The 17,449-nt window shown below is 57.6% G+C and carries 18 protein-coding genes; 5 read left to right on the forward strand and 13 right to left on the reverse strand.

Annotated elements, in window-relative coordinates; translation table 11 throughout:
* Nucleotides 1-169 precede the first annotated feature (169 nt).
* From VN577_17835 to VN577_17875, 9 genes are all read right to left on the reverse strand, one after another.
* On the reverse strand, nucleotides 170-823 hold the full coding sequence (locus tag VN577_17835) for a PEP-CTERM sorting domain-containing protein (protein ID HWR16691.1): 654 nt from the start codon (nucleotides 821-823) through the stop codon (nucleotides 170-172).
* Nucleotides 824-1,155: 332 nt separating this feature from the next.
* Nucleotides 1,156-2,007: a halocarboxylic acid dehydrogenase DehI family protein gene (locus VN577_17840; GenBank protein ID HWR16692.1), complete on the reverse strand. Its 852-nt coding sequence runs from the start codon at nucleotides 2,005-2,007 to the stop codon at nucleotides 1,156-1,158.
* A gap of 135 nt (nucleotides 2,008-2,142) precedes the next feature.
* Nucleotides 2,143-2,514 (reverse strand): 50S ribosomal protein L19, encoded by a 372-nt coding sequence (gene rplS, locus VN577_17845; GenBank protein ID HWR16693.1) that lies wholly within the window; start codon nucleotides 2,512-2,514, stop codon nucleotides 2,143-2,145.
* 94 nt (nucleotides 2,515-2,608) lie between these two features.
* Nucleotides 2,609-3,415 carry a tRNA (guanosine(37)-N1)-methyltransferase TrmD gene (trmD, locus tag VN577_17850; protein HWR16694.1) on the reverse strand — a complete coding sequence of 269 codons (807 nt, stop codon included), beginning with the start codon at nucleotides 3,413-3,415 and terminating at the stop codon, nucleotides 2,609-2,611.
* The gene (gene rimM / locus VN577_17855) at nucleotides 3,412-3,972 is read right to left on the reverse strand and encodes a ribosome maturation factor RimM (protein HWR16695.1); all 561 of its coding nucleotides are present in this window, start codon (nucleotides 3,970-3,972) and stop codon (nucleotides 3,412-3,414) included. The genes trmD and rimM overlap by 4 nt, the downstream gene beginning before the upstream one ends.
* Nucleotides 3,962-4,216 carry a KH domain-containing protein gene (locus VN577_17860; protein ID HWR16696.1) on the reverse strand — a complete coding sequence of 85 codons (255 nt, stop codon included), beginning with the start codon at nucleotides 4,214-4,216 and terminating at the stop codon, nucleotides 3,962-3,964. The genes rimM and VN577_17860 overlap by 11 nt, the downstream gene beginning before the upstream one ends.
* Nucleotides 4,217-4,279: 63 nt before the next feature.
* Nucleotides 4,280-4,525: a 30S ribosomal protein S16 gene (gene rpsP / locus VN577_17865; GenBank protein HWR16697.1), complete on the reverse strand. Its 246-nt coding sequence runs from the start codon at nucleotides 4,523-4,525 to the stop codon at nucleotides 4,280-4,282.
* Nucleotides 4,526-4,705: 180 nt separating this feature from the next.
* Nucleotides 4,706-5,065: an STAS domain-containing protein gene (locus VN577_17870; protein HWR16698.1), complete on the reverse strand. Its 360-nt coding sequence runs from the start codon at nucleotides 5,063-5,065 to the stop codon at nucleotides 4,706-4,708.
* 62 nt (nucleotides 5,066-5,127) lie between these two features.
* Complete coding sequence (locus VN577_17875; protein HWR16699.1) at nucleotides 5,128-5,430, reverse strand: DUF962 domain-containing protein; 303 nt, start codon at nucleotides 5,428-5,430, stop codon at nucleotides 5,128-5,130.
* 511 nt (nucleotides 5,431-5,941) lie between these two features.
* Here VN577_17875 and purE point away from each other — a divergent pair.
* Nucleotides 5,942-6,442: a 5-(carboxyamino)imidazole ribonucleotide mutase gene (gene purE, locus VN577_17880; GenBank protein HWR16700.1), complete on the forward strand. Its 501-nt coding sequence runs from the start codon at nucleotides 5,942-5,944 to the stop codon at nucleotides 6,440-6,442.
* Complete coding sequence (gene purK / locus VN577_17885; GenBank protein HWR16701.1) at nucleotides 6,442-7,581, forward strand: 5-(carboxyamino)imidazole ribonucleotide synthase; 1,140 nt, start codon at nucleotides 6,442-6,444, stop codon at nucleotides 7,579-7,581. Before purE ends, purK begins: the two co-directional genes overlap by 1 nt.
* A 9-nt stretch (nucleotides 7,582-7,590) precedes the next feature.
* Here purK and VN577_17890 read toward each other — a convergent pair whose 3' ends face one another.
* The gene (locus VN577_17890) at nucleotides 7,591-8,979 is read right to left on the reverse strand and encodes a glycoside hydrolase family 125 protein (GenBank protein HWR16702.1); all 1,389 of its coding nucleotides are present in this window, start codon (nucleotides 8,977-8,979) and stop codon (nucleotides 7,591-7,593) included.
* Between the two features lie 136 nt (nucleotides 8,980-9,115).
* On the opposite strand from VN577_17890, the gene VN577_17895 reads away from it, so the two are divergent.
* Both VN577_17895 and ffh read left to right on the forward strand, forming a co-directional pair.
* Nucleotides 9,116-10,750, forward strand: coding sequence for an NAD(P)/FAD-dependent oxidoreductase (locus VN577_17895; GenBank protein ID HWR16703.1), 1,635 nt, complete (start codon nucleotides 9,116-9,118; stop codon nucleotides 10,748-10,750).
* Between the two features lie 83 nt (nucleotides 10,751-10,833).
* Nucleotides 10,834-12,201, forward strand: coding sequence for a signal recognition particle protein (gene ffh, locus VN577_17900; GenBank protein HWR16704.1), 1,368 nt, complete (start codon nucleotides 10,834-10,836; stop codon nucleotides 12,199-12,201).
* A gap of 51 nt (nucleotides 12,202-12,252) precedes the next feature.
* On the opposite strand, the gene VN577_17905 is transcribed toward ffh, so the two are convergent.
* Nucleotides 12,253-13,221 (reverse strand): manganese catalase family protein, encoded by a 969-nt coding sequence (locus VN577_17905; GenBank protein ID HWR16705.1) that lies wholly within the window; start codon nucleotides 13,219-13,221, stop codon nucleotides 12,253-12,255.
* Between the two features lie 156 nt (nucleotides 13,222-13,377).
* On the opposite strand from VN577_17905, the gene VN577_17910 reads away from it, so the two are divergent.
* The gene (locus VN577_17910) at nucleotides 13,378-14,061 is read left to right on the forward strand and encodes a peroxiredoxin-like family protein (GenBank protein ID HWR16706.1); all 684 of its coding nucleotides are present in this window, start codon (nucleotides 13,378-13,380) and stop codon (nucleotides 14,059-14,061) included.
* On the opposite strand, the gene VN577_17915 is transcribed toward VN577_17910, so the two are convergent.
* Together VN577_17915 and VN577_17920 are read right to left on the reverse strand one after the other, a co-directional pair.
* The gene (locus tag VN577_17915) at nucleotides 14,054-15,346 is read right to left on the reverse strand and encodes an MFS transporter (GenBank protein HWR16707.1); all 1,293 of its coding nucleotides are present in this window, start codon (nucleotides 15,344-15,346) and stop codon (nucleotides 14,054-14,056) included. The two genes, VN577_17910 and VN577_17915, sit on opposite strands and share 8 nt — an antisense overlap.
* Before the next feature lie 173 nt (nucleotides 15,347-15,519).
* A complete protein-coding gene (locus VN577_17920) occupies nucleotides 15,520-17,424 on the reverse strand; it encodes a hypothetical protein (GenBank protein HWR16708.1) in 1,905 nt (634 codons plus the stop codon).
* Between the last annotated feature and the right edge of the window lie 25 nt (nucleotides 17,425-17,449).

Raw genomic sequence — 17,449 nt, forward strand, 5'->3', positions numbered from 1 at the left:
GACACGGCGAATCATAGTCCGGAATAGACGGATGGAACGGAACCGCTGCAGTTATTCCGCGCGAAGATTTCCCGAATTGGCACCGGGCCGAATCCCATGCGACGTACGAAGCCTCGCGACGTTTCGTTGCCTGACCATTTGCGCGCATCATTCTGGCGATGCGTTCACGTCAATGAACTATCCTTCTCACCCGAACCGCAAACACAAGCAGTCCCCCTCCGAATATCACGAACGACGCTGGTTCCGGGATTCCAAAGTGGTCGAGATGGGCATCTATTTCAAACTGGTAAAACACGCCATTCTTTGTCTGTTGCCCGATAATAGCGAACCCATGCGTACTCAGACCGCTCTCGAAATAACTGAGCGCCGGCGGCATTAAAGGAAGGCTGTCATCCTTAAATACGGTGCCTCCGTCGTTATCGAGATAGAGTTCCAGCAAAAGATAATCCTGCTGGTCCGCCTGATTTCCGGCTTCTGCACTCGCGCTGTACCAGTCGTGCCCATTCGAGTCGTTCTCCACATAAATGGCCACCGTCGGTATGGCTAACATCATTCCGCCGATATTCACCATCATCCCGTAAGGTCCGCCGGATGAGACGTAAGTGCCCGTGTTGGGATCTGGATAGGGAAAGGTATCAGGTGACTGCGAGTCGAAAATGAAGTTGCCTGTAAGCTGCGTTCCGTTCTGTATCGCCGTTTCGAAAGGATTATCTGGACTGAACATCGTGTACCGAACCGTTCCCGAGAATGTGAACTTCACTGGAGCGGCATACATCTGTAGGTAACACGCAAACACGAACAGCAGTACGAGGAACTTTCTCATAGCATTCCCTCCGTTCAGTTAGGAAAGGGCGACTCCCTTGGGAGGGACGACGAGTTTGCAAGAAAGGGGAGTATCCCGGGCCGTACTACTGCATGAACAACCCGGGATCAACGCATCGCCTCTGGCCAGAAGAGATTCGCGATGTATTCCCAGGTTCGGTCGGCCTGCCAGTGTTTTGAACCGATGGCTGGATTCTGTTACCACGGCAGGGCGGGGTCAATGGGAATCTGAGGTCGGCTAGGCAGCCTAGTTCCAAATTGGTCTCATACGATCCCGTCCATTTAGGCGCTTGAGAACGATTTGTGTCTCGTTCACCGCTCGGACGGCACCGCCTACGCTGCCACGTTCTGTGAGGCGTACTGCGGGAAGCTTCTTTGCCAGACGGCCGCAACCAGCGCGAACTGCGGCGCTAGCCGCGCGAAGTTGTCCACCATCTCCTCGACATCGCGCCACTGATCGGGGGACATATCTTTCAAATGCTTCCGGTGGTCGCGCACTGGCAATCCTGCAACCAACCCAAGCGAACGCCGCGAGACCTCGTCTTTTGCACGCACGAATGTCGGTTGGCTCATCAATTTTTTGGAATCCATCCAGACTGAGGCGAGGTACCCCGGGTAAGGCGAGATCACCCGGAAGAGAGTCGATACATTTTTCATGCCGAAGGCTTTGCGGATGTCGTTGTAGATGAGCCATGTTCGGATGCCAGCTTCTCGTTCGTTCGGCACGTTCAGTGTCATCATGCGTGCGAGTGCCGAAGCCTGTTTCCCCGCGGAGACTCTTCCACTTTGGCCGCCGGAATATCCACGCTGCATCAGCCGGGAAAAAAGGACGAGCTTCGGGATGGACCGCAGAAACACGCTCAGGATTCCGCCTAGTTGTTCAATGTCCCCAATGGAAAACTTCTGCGCTGCCAGAAGCCGAGCCTGAGAGGAAAAATGCCATCCATCGCTCACTGCAAGCGAGCGCACGAACTCCTCGAGTGCGCGAGATGCCGTCTGGAACTCTTTCGATCGTGCCACCGGCCCTAGGTCATCCCACATTGTCTTCAGGTACGCGGGACATCCGGCGGCTAGTTTGAAGGTGCTGGGAACCCAGGGAACGTCGAAACTTGCTCGGATATCGCCGTAAACGCGCTGGAGGTCGGAGGAAACTTCCGTTTCTTCATACATCCGGGTAAGGGGCATCGCAGAGCTCTCAACAACTATGACGTCCAGAGACGCTGGCCGGTTGTGCGCAATACTCTGCACACCCTGCGAACAAAAACCCCGAGCACACGCACGTGTACTCGGGGTTCAATCTTCCAGCCAGAGCTGCTGCCGTTAGGCTTTCGCTGCGGTCTGGCGGGTATCCAGTTCCTTCAGGCGGGCAGCCTTGCCACGCAGTCCGCGCAGATAGTACAGCTTCGCGCGGCGAACCTTCGCCTGGCGGGTGACTTCAATCTTGTCGATGACGCGGGTGTTCATCGGGAAGATACGCTCCACGCCGTGTCCGAAGCTCATCTTGCGGACCGTGAAGCTGGCCTGCGCGCCCGACGTCTTCTTGATCACAACGCCTTCGAACGCCTGCAGACGTTCCTTGTCGCCTTCCTTGATCTTGACCTGTACGCGTACGGTGTCGCCCGGCTTGAAGTTCGGCAGATCGGTGCGCTGCGCCTTGGCGATGAGTCGCTGAAGAATGGGTGATGTAGACATTTTTCTTTTCCTTTACCTTCTGCGCCGTGCGCAGGATCTTTTACTTCTGAACTTGTTCTCGGGTGCCCCATCCTTCGCGCAGCGAAGGGTGGGATCACACCGTCTCTAATTCCCGCCGAAGCTCATCCAGCAGCTTCCGGTCTTCCTTACTCAATTCCGATTCGTCCAGCAACTCTGGACGGTTCCGCAGGGTTTTTGCCAGCGCCTCTTTGCGCCGCCACCGGCGAATCTCATCGTGGTTGCCGTTCAGCAGCGCCTCCGGCACACTCATGCCGCGGTAATCCGCCGGACGCGTGTAATGCGGATAATCCAGCAATCCACCTGACCCGCAGGTCGAATCCGGCTCGCCGTCGAGCACATGCTCGTCTGCCGTGAACGACTCCTGCTTCGCCGACGCCACATTCCCGAGCGCACCCGGGATGAGCCTCGTAACCGTGTCCACGATCAGCGCCGCTCCGAGTTCGCCGCCGCTCAGCACGAAATCGCCGACCGAAACTTCGCGATCAGCAATGTGCTGGGCCACGCGCTCGTCCACCCCTTCGTACCGGCCGCAGATCACCGTTACCCGCTCCAGCCTCACCAACTCAGACGCCATCCTCTGATCGAACCGGCGTCCGCCGGGCGAAAGCAGGATTACCGACTCGCGGTTCGTATCCCGCTGCGCTTTCGACGTAACCCGCAGAAACTCAACACAATCAAAGATCGGTTCCGGCTTCAGCACCATGCCTTCGCCGCCGCCAAATGGGCGGTCATCCACCGTTCTGTGCTTGTCTTTGGTAAAGACCCGCAGATCGTGGATGTTGATCTCGACCAGTCCGGCCTCTTTCGCCCGCCGGATAATGCCGAAATCGAATGGGCCACGAAAGAAGTCGGGAAAAATCGTGATGATCTCGAACTTCATTCGTTGCCTTGCCTCTGCTTCTCATCCGAGGAAAGCGGAGCATTAATCTCCAGCATCCCTTCGGGCAGATGCAACTGAATCTTCTTTGCTGCTGTGTCCACCAGCTTCGTGTACTGCTCGGCCAACGGAATCATGTGCTCCGTTTGGCCCTGGCGAACCAGCAACACCGGCGCCTCTCCAGCGCCAAACTCCACGTCGGCCACCGTGCCGACCTCGCGTGCCTGGTCAAAAACCACACAGCCGATCAGGTCGCTCACATACCAACCTTCTTCGAGCTTTGTCCGCTCCGTGGCTGGTACCTGGATCTCGCACTTCAGCAGCGTTTCCGCATCGCTGATCGAATCAATCCCGGCAAACTTCAGGACCATGTAGTCCTTATGTGGCCAGAAGTCCTCGACCTGCAACTCGCGCCGCTGGTCTTTCTGATCCAACGCAAAAACCCTGCGACGATCCTCGAACCGCTCGGGAAAGTCGCTGAACATCTCGACGGCCACTTCGCCGCGCCGGCCCTGCGTCTTCACGACGCGCGCGATGGTGACGAAATCGTTATTCGACAATGTCGAGCACGTAGCGCTTGTTCTGCACTTCGCCGATGGCGTCAAGCACACTGCGCAATGCCTTGGCGGTGCGTCCGGACTTGCCGATCACCTTACCCATCGCCTCTTCCGGAACGGTGAGTTCGAAGACGACTTCGCCTTCTTCATCGAACTGCTCGACCTCCACACCTTCGCTGCTGCCCACCAGGGCGGTAGCGAGGTCGGTCACGAGTGTCTTCACCTGCTCGTCAGTGACTTGGGGCATTCGTTCCCTCGAAAGTTATCGGTGCCCCATGTCTGCCTTCTTTGGGCAAACGTGGGACTACAACTATGCTGCGGTTGTAGCCGCGGGCAGCTTCGAAACCAACACGCGAACGCGATCGGACATCTGCGCGCCCTTGCCCACCCAGTAATCCACACGTTCCCGCTTGATGTTCACAGTCGCGGGGTTCGTGCGCGGATTGTACTGGCCAACGACCTCAACAGAACGGCCATTGCGGGCACGGTCTTTCTCGATCACGACGACACGGTAATACGGTTGCTTGCGCGCTCCAACGCGCGCTAAACGAATCATCAGCACGTTAACTGATTCCTTTTGTTGAATTTCCGGATTAGACCGATTGGAACGACCGATCAGGACAAACCGGCAACACCAGCCTGCCAGCCCTCAAGACACACTGGGAGCAGGGGTGCAAACCGTTATTATTACGTAAGTTGCCCCGTTTGGGCAAGCTGAACGTACCCAACCCACCGCTTACGGCATCTTCGTCAGATAAGCCCCGCAGTTCTCAAACGCATTCAGCAAATGCGTTATGCCGAACAACTGCTTCACCGGCCTGCTTAGATTGTAGAGTTGCAGGCGGCATCCAGCTGACCTCGACGAGACCAGAACCTGAACCAGCGCTCCCAACCCTGAGCTATCCAGGTGCGTTACATCACAGAGGTCCAGCACGATCCTTTGATCGGGCCGAAACATCATTTTTACGTCGGCAAGAAACCCGGATGTCGCCCCTGCCACAAGTCGGCCCTTGCACATCACGAGCAAGCCGTTCTCAATGCTCTCCGTTCGATAGCTGAAGTCCCGCCCTGCCTGTGTTCCTGCTTGTAATGCCATCGCTCACCCCCATCGATGTATGCAGTATTGGTCTTACCGGGGGTGAATATGAACTTCGGAACTTAGGCACGACCCCTGATTTTTGCGGCCCACCACCGCAATCCCACAAACAGGAAGCGCCAGTCGTGGAAGAATTCTGGCAACTTTCGCTCGAATGCATGGCCGATGAACTGGAGCACCCATCCCACAACAAACAGCGCTAGCGCCCACTTCCACAGTGGACGATGCCAAAAGCCCCCAACCCCCAACAGCAGAGACACCACAATCGTCGGGATCCCGAACGTGTGGCACATGCGATTTACCGGATGCTGATGGCTCGAGGCGTACTGCGCAATCCACTGCTCACTGGTCTTCCCACCCAACATGGCGCAAGATCATACAGCGGAAATGACCGGTTGACGAGAGGGGTAAAATAAAGCCTGAAGTTTCGCCGCCGATGGTGAAGACATCGACGGCGGTGCTGCTACTTCCGAAGAAGCAATAGCACGATGGCTGCTAACGCCACCAGACTCACAGCGGTCGCCAGTACGAATCGATCGTCGATCCGAATGGCAAACCGGAGTCTAGAACGCTGCATACGCATCACCTCCCTTCGATGGGCATATAGGAACGCCCCGGTTGCGCCCGGGGCGTTTTCGTTTGGTGGATTCCCGCCACCAAAGAACTGTCTCCCGGCGCCCGCCACACTTCGAATGAAGGCCTTGCGATACTAAATACCACCCGTCAGCGCCGTATGTGATATGCCGCACTGGATCTGGCATTTCGACGATCAGCTTTCCCCAATCCATCCTCCCGCCGGACACCTCCAACTTCGTCAGCAAGCGACATCATCGAAAGTCTTGTGCTCGTTCCCTGCTCTGGTGAAATAATCCCGTCATGGCAAACACAAACGCCGGCTCTCCGTTGGTCGGTATCATCATGGGATCGAAGAGCGATCTGGACATGCTCACTCCCGCCTCCGAAATCCTGAAAGAATTGGGCGTGCCTCACGAGATGAAGATCGTCTCTGCCCACCGCACTCCTGACCGGATGATCGAATACGCCGAGACTGCCGAATCGCGGGGTCTCGAAGTCATCATCGCTGGCGCGGGCGGCGCGGCTCATCTGCCGGGCATGGTGGCGGCAAAAACCACCCTGCCCGTTCTGGGAGTGCCCGTCCCCGCCACGATGTTGCAGGGCATCGACTCCCTTCTCTCCATCGTGCAGATGCCCAAGGGTGTACCCGTCGGCACACTCGCCATCGGCAAGCCTGGTGCTGCCAACGCCGGATTGTTCGCCATCTCCATACTCGCCAACAAGCGTCCTGAACTGCGCGAGAAGCTGAAGGCCTGGCGCAATGCGCGTCGTGAAGAAGTCCTCAAACAGGAGTTGCCGTAGTGGCTGCTATTCTTCCCGGCTCCACCATTGGATTTTTCGGCGGAGGCCAACTCGGCCGCATGACCGCCATGGTTGCGCGCTCGTTCGGCTATCGCATCCAGGTCATCGATCCCGATCGCGACTGTCCCGCCGGATACATCGCCGATCACTCCATCGCCGCCAGTTTCAGCGACGTCGAAGCTGCCGTCACCATGGCCAAGCACTGCGATGTGCTGACACTCGAAATCGAGAAGATCGGTCTCGACGCATTGAATGCCGCGGCCCACTTCGCGCCGGTACGCCCTTCAGCGCGAGTGCTTGAAATTATCCAGGACCGTGCCAAGCAGAAAGATTGGCTCGCGAAGCACGGCTTTCCTATCGGTGACTACCGCAAAGCTGCTTCGGTTCAGGAACTCGCCGAAGCCATCGAGCAAGTCGGACCCCGCGTGTTCGCCAAGGCTGCTTTTGGTGGGTACGACGGCCGGGGCCAGTTCGAGATCACTTCACCCACCCAAGCCGCGGAAGCCTGGGATGCGCTCCACGCACCCTTGGTCGTCGCCGAGAAAACTCTCGACCTCGAGTGCGAAGTCTCCATGATGGTCGCCCGCCGTCCGTCCGGACAGACCATGGTCTTTCCTCCGGCGATGAACTACCACGAGCAGCGCATCCTCGCGTGGTCCGTAACGCCTGCCCCGGTTTCCGAACGCATCACCAAAGACGCTTCTGAAATTGCCAACGAGATCGCCCGCAAAATCGAGATCGAAGGCCTGCTCGCCATCGAAATGTTCGTCACCACGGACGGCCGCCTGCTCGTCAACGAACTCGCTCCTCGACCGCACAACAGCTTTCATGCCACCCAGCGTGCGTGCGTCACCAGCCAGTTCGAGCAACTGATGCGCGCCGTCTGCGATCTGCCGCTGGGCTCAGTGGAATTGCTTCGTCCTGCTGCTATCGCAAATTTGCTCGGCGACCTCTGGCTCGAAGGAAGTCATCCGGATTTCGAATCTGCCCTGGCGATCCCCGGCGTTCGTCTGCACCTTTACGAGAAACACACGCCGCGCCCGGGAAGAAAGATGGGACACCTCAGCGCGATCGGTGACACCGTCGAAGAGGCACTCGACCGCGTGAAGCACGCCTACCACTGTCTCGAAAAGTGTTGAAGTCGTTCGTCAGGCGAGCGACTTCAGTACCAACTCTCCGAACAGCGTGTTCGCCCAGGCGAACCATGGGCGCGTGAATTTTGCGGGATCGTCCTTATCGAACGACTCGTGCATAAATCCGGTCCCAGCGTGTGTGCGCTGAAGCGTGCTGAGGCACATACTCATTTCCGCTTTGTCATTCGCCGTCAGGCCGCGAACAATAATCGAGAGCGGCCAAACCATGTTCATTCCGATGTGCGGCCCCCCGATTCCTTCCGCAGCTTTTCCCTTGAAGAAGTACGGATTATCTTCGCTGAGCACGAACGTCCGCGTATTGCGATACACCGGATCATCGTTGTTCGCAGCGCCCAGGTACGGAAGCGCCAGCAGGCTCGGCACGTTGGCGTCATCCATGAATAGCTGATTCCCGAAGCCATCCACCTCATACGCATAGATCTGGCCGTACTTCGGATGCTGTGCAACTCCGAACTTCATCACCGCCGCATGAACCTGATCGGAAAGACCAAGCGCGTTCTTCGCCAGTTCATCATCGTGGACACGCTGCGCGAGATCATGCAATTGCCGCAGCGATACCACCGCAAACAGGTTCGACGGAATGAGGAACGGATAAATGCAGGCATCGTCACTCGGACGAAAACCGCTCGCGATAAGTCCGCATGGCCGGACAGGATTGCCGAAGCCGTTCAGGTTGAGCGTATCGTTCGGCGTTGTAGTCTTGCGACGGAAGGAATAAGGTCCGCGTCCATCAAATCGCTGCTGTTCGCGGAAGGTCTTCAGGACCAGCCTCATCGCCTCTTTCCAACGGGCGTCGAAGGGCGACACGTCATTCGTGACTCGCGCGTATTCGTGTGCCAGCCGAATCGGGTAGCAGAGCGAGTCGATCTCCCACTTGCGCTCGTGCAATTCCGGCTTCATCGCCGTGAGGTCGTCTTTCCATTCACCGCCCTCAGATCCGAAATTGAATGCGTTTGCATAGGGGTCGATAAGAATGGACCGCGTCTGGCGGTTGATAACCCCCGCCACTAGGTCGCGCAGCTTTGCATCCTCTTTCGCCAGCGGCAAGTAGGGCCAGACCTGTGCGCTGGAATCGCGCAGCCACATTGCAGGGATATCGCCGGTGATGACGAATGCATCCGGGCGTCCGTCAAGCGTCTGGTAGCGGACTGTCGTATCGAGCGTATTCGGGAAGCAGTTCCCGAACAGCCACGCAAGTTCGGTATCACCGAGTCTCTTCCTCACTTCGGCGATCTTCGCCTCAACCGCTTCGCTCACGAACTTGCGTTGATGTGCGGGAGGTCGCTTCGAAACAAAGCTCTCGGCGAACAGATTCGAATGGTTGAAGATGGCGATGGAAGCGGCTGTCCCAACAGTTAGCTTGATGGCTTCGCGACGGTGCATGGTCACGAATTGTACCGCTGATGTTTGCCCCTCGCCGTGGCGCCCGAATTATCACCTGCGCGCGTGACTGTTCTCCTTGCAGTGAACCGCTCCCGGGCCTAGCGTCGCTCGCAACTCAGAGAGCGGAGGTACCGCCATGCCCTCTTCCGACTGCAAACGTCGCGACTTCCTCAAAACCCTGATCGCATCCGCCGCGTTCGTCGGACTCGACTGGGATTCTCTTCCCTTCGCCGACGCTTCCACGCTTCCCGAGAATCAATATGACGCCGTCATCATCGGCTCCGGTCTCGGCGGCCTGAGTTGCGCGGCTGCCTTCGCGCGCCAGGGCTTTAAGCCTCTCGTACTCGAACAGCACGACCGCCCTGGCGGATATGCGACAAGCTTCCAGCGGCCCGGCGGCTTCGAGTTCGACGTCTCTCTGCACTCCACCACCGTCGGCGACCGCAACGGAGTTTTCAATCTGATTCCCGGCTTCCCCGAAATCACCGACGTGGAATTTGTTCCGCACCCGACTCTCTTCCGCGCCATCTTTCCGCAACACGATTTCACCGTCGCCAATCGCAACATCAACTCCTTCGTCGATCAGCTCACGAAGGCATTCCCCGCCGAAAAGGACTCGATCAAGACGCTGTTCGACGACATGGCAGGCCTCGCGAACGATTTCGGCAAGTTGTTTCAAGCGCGTGGCAACGTCGACTTCAGTCGCTTCCCCATCGACTTCCCGCACCTCTATAAGTATTCCGGCAGCACCTGGGCACAGATCGTCGACCCCATCATCAAAGATCCGAAGCTCAAGGGCATCATCTCCGCGCAGTGGGGATATTACGGACTGCCACCCTCCAAGCTTGCTAGCACGTATTACGCCGGACCGCTTTACTCGTACCTGACCTCCGGCGGCTTTTACCCGCGTGGACGCTCGCAGACCATCAGCAACGCTTTCGTGAAATTTATCGAGTCGCGTGGCGGCAAAGTAATGTTGAACAGCCAGGTCGAGAAGATCCTTGTGAAAGACGGCAAGGCCTATGGCGTTGCGACCGCCGACAAGACCGAATACCTCGGCAAAGTCGTGGTCTCGAATGCCAGTGGCTATTCCACCTTCCACACCATGCTCGATCCGAAACAGCTTCCGGCGGACTACCTGACCAAGCTCGATAGCTACAGCGTCAGCCTCTCCTGCTTCCAGGTCTTTCTCGGGTTGAAGAAAGACCTCGTCCGCGAAGTCGGTATCAAGGACGCCGAAATCTTCTACAACACCAGCTACGATCCCGAAGCCGACTACAAAGCAGCCCTGAACTGCGACACCACCAATCCCGGATTCGGCCTCTCGCTCTACGACAACCTGTTCGAAGGCTACTCACCGAAAGGGAAGAACACCGTCAATATCCTCACGCTCCAGGGATACGAGCACTGGAAACCCTTCGAGGCCGATTACTGGAAGGGCAACAAGACCGCTTACAACAAGGAGAAGTACCGTATTGCCGAAATTCTCATCAAGCAGGCTGAGAAGGTACTGCCGGGGCTCGGTAAGGCTATCGAGGTGAAGGAAATCGGCACGCCGCTCACCAACATTCGGTACACCGGAAATTACCGAGGAGCCATTTACGGCTTCGACCAGACGCTCGACAATTCCAACCCGCGTCGGATCGGCCACACCACTCCTATCAAGAACCTCTATCTTGCGGGCGCGTGGACCAAACCGGGACACGGCTACGGAGCTGTGATTCCGAGCGGACTCGAATGCTTCGGGGAAATCATGAAGAACTGGGCCTGAACTGCCTGCATCTCACCTTTTGGCGGGATCGTGCCCGGTTCGCACGGTCCCGCGATTCCCGCTGCTCCCGATATAATTGAACTGTGTTTGACAATTTAACCGAGAAACTTCAACGAACATTCAAGAACCTGCGCGGACAGGGCAAGCTCACCGAAGAGAATATCGGCGAAGCCCTGCGCGAAATCCGTTTGGCCCTGCTCGAAGCCGACGTCAACGTCAAGGTCGTCAAAGACCTTACGGATCACATCCGCGAAAAAGCCCTCGGCACTGAGGTGATGACCGCCCTCTCGCCCGGCGAGCAACTCGTAAAGGTCGTCCGCGACGAACTCGCCGGCCTGCTCGGGCGCGACACCGCAAAATTCAAGTTCTCGTCCCAACCGCCCACGGTCGTTCTTATGGCTGGACTGCAAGGTTCCGGTAAGACCACCACCTCCGGCAAGCTCGCGAACTGGCTGAAGAAGGGCGGACACCGCCCCATGCTCGTGTCGGTCGACGTATACCGTCCCGCCGCCCGCGACCAGTTGAAAGTTGTCGCCGACGCCATCAAGGCTCCCATTTATGTTGGCAAGCTGGAGAAGGCGGACACTGAAAACGTCGTTCGCCTGGCAAAAGAAGCTCGTCGCGAAGCCGCCACCTTCGGCTGCGACGTGCTCATCGTCGACACCGCTGGCCGTCTCCACATCGACGAACAGTTGATGGAAGAAATGCAGGCGCTCAAGGCTCAGCTCAACCCGAGCGAGATCCTCTTCGTCGCCGACTCCATGACCGGTCAGGACGCCGTCAAGTCAGCCGACGAATTCCACAAGCGCCTCACGCTTACCGGCGTCGTCCTCACCAAGATGGACGGTGACGCACGCGGCGGCGCGGCGCTCTCCATTCGCAGCGTGACCGGCCAGCCAATCAAGTTCATCGGCATCGGCGAAAAGTACGACGCGCTCGAGCCGTTCCACCCCGATCGCATCGTCGGACGCATCCTCGGTATGGGCGACATCATGTCGCTGATCGAAAAGGCCGAGCAGAACATCGATAAGAAGAAAGCCGAAGACTTCGCCAAGAAGGCTCTCGGCGGCGACGGCTTCTCCCTCGAAGACTTCCGCGATCAACTCCGGCAGGTTCGAAAGATGGGCTCGTTCTCCAGCTTGCTCGGAATGTTGCCGAAAGTCGGGCCGCTTGCCGGACTTCAGGCCGCAGCCGACAACTTCGACGAGAAGGAACTCGTGCGCGTGGAAGCCATCATCAACTCGATGACGAAGTACGAGCGGGATCACCACGACGTCATCAACGGCCAACGCCGCAAGCGCATCGCGCGCGGATCAGGCACCACGATTCAGGACGTTAACAACCTGCTTCGCCAGTATGCCCAGATGCGCAAGATGTTCAAGGACATGGGCAAGGCAAGCTTCTCGCGCAAGCTCGCCGGCATGAGAATGCCGAGCGGCTTCGGAAGATAACCCAGCCCAGAATGCAGGAAAGGCGCGGAGTGATCCGCGCCTTTTGTGTTTCTAGCTCGCCTTCTTCATCGGCGAATCCAGTTGGGTCTGCGGATATGCCGACCACTGATTCTCGCCCTTCGGAACTTTGCTCTTAATTTCCTCGCTTCGCATTTTGCTCAGCTTCTCGTCCATCTTCTGGATGTCTTTCTCAGAGGCCGGATCGGTCTGCGGAAAGTCCACCAGACCTCCGGTTTTTACAACTGCCTCCCGAGGATTGCCGACGTACTCCCACTTGCCTCCGTCTGCCCACGGTCCCGAGCCTTCATTCCATGGCCCGCGCGCGCTCGCGCCATCCGACATATTGAAGTATGCGTGCGTGAACCGCGGATCGCCCTGCAGAATTCCCGGCGGGAAGTTTGGCTGAATCGTATCCAGCGCCGCTTGAAACATCTGAAAGTGCGAGATCTCGCGCGTCATCAGGAATCGCAGTGATTCGAGCACAAGCGGATCATCCGTGAACTGCATCAGGTACTCGTAAACGATCTTCGCTCGCGATTCCGCTGCGATGTTCGACCGCAGGTCCACCGTCAGATCTCCGTTCGCGTTTACGTAATTTCCGTTCCAGGGAATTCCGGCGGCATTCGTTACCGTCGGCCCGCCGCCACTCAGGACCAGAAATTCGGGATTCGTCGCCGCTTCGTGGATCATCTCCGCGCGTTCGGTCATGGACTTCGTCACATTCTTCATGACCTTCTGCTCAGTAGCGTCTTTCAACTCCGCATTCGCGCTGCCCATCAGCATCGTGATCGTCGCACCCACGATCTCCAGGTGACTGAACTCTTCCGTCGCAATATCCATGAGCATGTCGTACTTCTCCGGATACGCCTGTCGGCAACCGAATGCCTGTGTGAAGTACTGCATGGCTGCTTTCAGTTCACCGTTACCTCCTCCGAACTGCTCCAGAAGCAACTTCGCGAACCGTGGGTCGGGTCCGGAAACACGTGCATTGAACTGCAATTCTTTAACATGATGAAACATAGGACTCCTCTATAGGCTTGGGGTTGGAAAGATTAAGGTCAGCAGACCTCAGCGGTTGCGAAGGGTTTTGAGGTTCCGATGATTCTCGGTGGAGTCGGGTTGACTTGTCAGCCCGCGAATGTCGGCAACTGCTATGATTCGTGCAGGGGATGGCCGATGAAGTGGCGTGGTGTTTCTGAATCAGAACCGGAACCGTTGAAAGCAACGTTGCGCGACGAACTGGATGAACGTCGCACTCTCATGCGCCGCTTTGTTCCCGCCGCAACTCAGGCGGTCAACGATCGCGCCACTGAAGAGTTCCGCCATGCCGCTCTCGCGCAACGCGCTCTCAAAATCGGCGACAAAGCTCCGACATTCACTCTGTCTGACGCACGCGGCAAGACCGTCAAATCCGCCGATCTACTATCGCAAGGGCCGCTCATCGTTACCTTCATCCGTGGGCGCTGGTGTCCCTTCTGTTGCGCCACTCTCGAAGCCTGGCAGGGAGCGCTGCCACAGGTGAAAGCTGCAGGCTCAAACATCGTTGCCGTTACGCCCATGTCCGTCCCGCAATGCGACTTCATGCGCGACCAGCACAAGATCGCCTTCCCCATCCTCAGCGATCCCGGTAACAAAGTCGCTTCACAATTTGGGATTGCGTATCAGGTTCCCGATTACCAGCAGCAGTTGTTCGCCACCGTGTTCATCAACCTGCCGCACATCAACGGAGACGATTCCTGGTCGCTCCCGCTGCCTGCCACCTTCGCCATCGCTCCGGACGGCACCATCCGCTACTCCTGGGCAAACGAGGACTACACCCTCCGCGCGGAACCGGCAGAAGTTCTCGCCAGCCTTAAGTAGCTTCCGGCTTCCGGATTCTCGTCGAGAGCACCAGTAATCCCGCCACAAACATGCAGACCGCCAGCATCGCATACGCGGGCTTGAAAGTATGCGAGTTCTGCGTGATGTACCCCATCAACGCCGGACCGAAGAACCCGCCCAGCATTCCAATCGAGTTGATGAACCCTGTCGCCGACGCTCCCGCCGCCTCGCCCAGTATCGTGCTCGGAATCGCCCAGAATGTCGGCAGGATCGCCTGGTAACTTGCGGTGAGCAGCACCAGCACGGTCATCATCGCAACCGTACTCAACTCCGCCGTGTACATCACCGACAGCCACACACCCGCGAGCATCAGCGGAATTGCCGTATGCCACAACCTTTCATTTGTCTTGTCCGAGTGCCACCCGTTGATCTGCATTACCACCGTCGAAACCGCATACGGAATCGCCGACAACAGCATCACGTTAAGGTTCGATTCGCCGGACACACCCTTCACAATCGTCGGCAGCCACACGCCAATCCCGTACACCAGCATTCCGAACAGGAAGTAAACAGCCGTCAACGTCAGCACTTCGCGCTGGTAGAAGACTTCAAACACGCCATACTTGCGGACCTTCAACTTGGCTTGCTTCTCGTGCTCCAGTTGATTGACCAGCCATTCGCGTTCTTCCGTCTTCAGCCACTTCGCCTCATGCGGCCAGTCGGTCAAATAGAACAGCGTGACGATTCCGAAGATCACCGCCGGAATTCCTTCCAGGATGAACAACCAATGCCATCCTTCGAGACCAAACCAGCGCACCCCCAGCAACCACCCCGCGAGCGGCGCGCCCAGCACGGACGAAACCGGAATCGCCGCCATGAAATATGCAGCCGCTTTCGCCCGATCTTCATTCGGAAACCAGTGCGTCAGGTACACCACGATGCCTGGGAAGAAACCCGCTTCGGCGAAACCCAACAGGAACCGCACTACGTAGAACTGCGTCGGCGTTCGCACGAACGCCGTCATCATCGTCACCAGTCCCCACAGCACCATGATGGCGCAGATCAGTTTGCGCGCGCTCGACTTCTCGACAATCAGGGCTCCAGGAATATTCAGCGCGAAATAGCCAATGAAGAAAATGCCTGAGCCGATCCCCAGCACTTCCTTATCGAAAGGCATCTCCAGCGCCGCCGCCGACACGTTCATCCGATCGATGAAGTTAATGATGTACAGCAGGAACACATACGGAAGTATGCGAAAGAAAATCCGCCTGCGCGTGCGATGCGAAACCTCTGCCATGTGGGAAGCCGGAACAACTGTATTCATGGGTGCACTTCGAATCTGCGCAACGCAGCCGCAGAAAGATGCACGACAGTATATACAGGTTTTGTTTGAGTCTCGTACGAATTTGTCTTAATTCGCCCGCGCCGCATGCACTCGCTTCTTTGGAAACTAAGAAGCCCGGCTCGCGACCGGGCTTCTCGTTTACAGCCTTAGCGTTACTTCGTCGCGTGCGGCTTGATGATGTCCGTCAAGACGTCCGGCTTTTCATTCCTCTGCAGCAGCGGATACTTCTCACCTTCGTGATAATCCAGCTTGTATGTCTTGAAGAATTCCGCATTCTGGATCAGCAACTCGATTGGCTGCTGAGTTCCTTTCGCCTCGCGAATCGCCGTGCGAAGAATGTGTGGAGAAAACTTCCTTCCATTCACCGCAATCAATTTCATCCCCGGCATGATCCCCGCCTGCGCCGCCGGTTTCGTAAACCACGAGTCTGAAATCGTGCCATCTTCCTTGATTTGGAGCCCAATCGAGAAGCTCACGTCCGTGTACTGCTGGATGTCTTCTTTCGTCCGCAGCGCTGCGGGAATCTGGTCTGTATAGATCAACCGCCACCCGCCGCCTTCGATTCCTCCCAAAGGCGCGCGTGGCGAAGTCGAGGTCAGTCGGTCGTTAAGGAACTTCTTCCAGTCATACGGCGCCACCTGATTCAGCGTGTTCACCACATCGTCAAACGTATACGGCTTGGCTGCCGGAATCTGGTTGGCTCCCAGCGAGGGTGCTCCGAAGAACAAATGAGCGAAGTCATCCATCGACTTTTGCCCCTTCGTCAACTGCCGGATCGTGACATCCGCTTCCAGCCAGATGAGGTTTCCTTCTTCGTAATAATCCACGGTGCGTCGCCAGTCAGTCCACGAACGCGGCGCGTAGTTCAGGGTTTGCACGCTCACCGCTGTATCCACCAAGGGACGCCATGTCCTGCCTGACCGGTTATCCAGTTCCGCCGCCATAAGCGCCAGGTTCTCGCGGTACCGATCCGGAGTCCACAAGCCGGTTCTCGGCATAAGGATCTCGCCGAAGTAATCGGTCATGCCCTCGTAAACCCAGAGCAGTTCTCCTTTCATGGGCTGCTCATAATCCGGCGTATTCAATCCCGCCGGACGCCGGTACTTCCCGTTCCACGAGTGCACGTACTCGTGCGGAATCACGCTTCCCATGATCCGGTAGTAATCGGCACTGGTCATGGTTCTTTCGGGAATCCGTGTGTCGTTCGATTCGTGATGCTCCAGCCCGAAGTGCGCAACGTGGTCGCTAAGGGACAGCAGGAAGTGATAGTCGCGATAGTGAGTCGCGCCGAACAGCGCCAGTGCTTCGCCCGGCAGATTCTTCAGATGTTGGTCTGTTTCCGCCGAAAACTTCAACGCATCCTGGCTGTCGGCGGCCACATGCATTTGCACCGGAGGATTCTCAGCCGCCCCGGTTAACCGCAAAGTCCTGAAGTTCTCGCCCATGATCACCGGCGAATCCACCAGCGTGTACAGCGACGCCGGTTTGAAGTCCATCGTGTCTCCGGTTTGTGTCGCCAGCGGCAGCGCTGTTCCGGCTTTCCAGCCTGTCGGAATCTTCAGCGCCGGCTTATACGTGATCTGGTCCGCCCGGTATCCCGCCGGATACAACAGCAGGGTGTTCCAACTCACTACGCCCATCTTCGCGCTCGCCGTCGGCCCGCCGGTATAAATGCCCTGATCCACGGGTGACGTGTAGTCGAGTGCCACATCCAGCGAGTTTGCTCCCGCCGGGACATCAACGTGAATCGCATACATCTCCACGTCGTCTCGCCGCCACGCCAGCGGCTGTCCGTTGGCCGTTATCTTCAGTCCAGTCAGGTCCACCACCGGTCCCGTGGGGCCGTGTTCACCCGGAATCCACTTCGGATAAAGCAGTGTCATCGGACCTTGCTTCACCGGGATCGACATCTTTGCGTGGAAGAGGCGGGTGGGCGCGGCCGAAGCGTCAACCGTAAGTTGAATTGTCCCCGGATACGGTTGCTGTGAGTTCGGCTCCTGGATTTGCGCGCTACAGACCGATACGACGAGAAGCAGAAATGCGGCGAACTTTTTCATGCGTGCTCCCGTTGGCCACATCGTG

The organism is Terriglobales bacterium (assembly GCA_035561515.1).
Classification (GTDB): domain Bacteria; phylum Acidobacteriota; class Terriglobia; order Terriglobales; family Acidobacteriaceae; genus DATMXP01.

Bases quoted from the DNA above. Each gene is read 5' to 3' on its own strand.
- VN577_17835 (HWR16691.1), bottom strand. From the start codon at position 823: ATGAGAAAGTTCCTCGTACTGCTGTTCGTGTTTGCGTGTTACCTACAG.
- VN577_17840 (HWR16692.1), bottom strand. From the start codon at position 2,007: ATGCCCCTTACCCGGATGTATGAAGAAACGGAAGTTTCCTCCGACCTC.
- rplS (HWR16693.1), bottom strand. From the start codon at position 2,514: ATGTCTACATCACCCATTCTTCAGCGACTCATCGCCAAGGCGCAGCGC.
- trmD (HWR16694.1), bottom strand. From the start codon at position 3,415: ATGAAGTTCGAGATCATCACGATTTTTCCCGACTTCTTTCGTGGCCCA.
- VN577_17860 (HWR16696.1), bottom strand. From the start codon at position 4,216: ATGCCCCAAGTCACTGACGAGCAGGTGAAGACACTCGTGACCGACCTC.
- rpsP (HWR16697.1), bottom strand. From the start codon at position 4,525: ATGATTCGTTTAGCGCGCGTTGGAGCGCGCAAGCAACCGTATTACCGT.
- VN577_17870 (HWR16698.1), bottom strand. From the start codon at position 5,065: ATGGCATTACAAGCAGGAACACAGGCAGGGCGGGACTTCAGCTATCGA.
- VN577_17875 (HWR16699.1), bottom strand. From the start codon at position 5,430: ATGTTGGGTGGGAAGACCAGTGAGCAGTGGATTGCGCAGTACGCCTCG.
- purE (HWR16700.1), top strand. From the start codon at position 5,942: ATGGCAAACACAAACGCCGGCTCTCCGTTGGTCGGTATCATCATGGGA.
- VN577_17890 (HWR16702.1), bottom strand. From the start codon at position 8,979: ATGCACCGTCGCGAAGCCATCAAGCTAACTGTTGGGACAGCCGCTTCC.
- VN577_17895 (HWR16703.1), top strand. From the start codon at position 9,116: ATGCCCTCTTCCGACTGCAAACGTCGCGACTTCCTCAAAACCCTGATC.
- VN577_17905 (HWR16705.1), bottom strand. From the start codon at position 13,221: ATGTTTCATCATGTTAAAGAATTGCAGTTCAATGCACGTGTTTCCGGA.
- VN577_17910 (HWR16706.1), top strand. From the start codon at position 13,378: ATGAAGTGGCGTGGTGTTTCTGAATCAGAACCGGAACCGTTGAAAGCA.
- VN577_17915 (HWR16707.1), bottom strand. From the start codon at position 15,346: ATGAATACAGTTGTTCCGGCTTCCCACATGGCAGAGGTTTCGCATCGC.
- VN577_17920 (HWR16708.1), bottom strand. From the start codon at position 17,424: ATGAAAAAGTTCGCCGCATTTCTGCTTCTCGTCGTATCGGTCTGTAGC.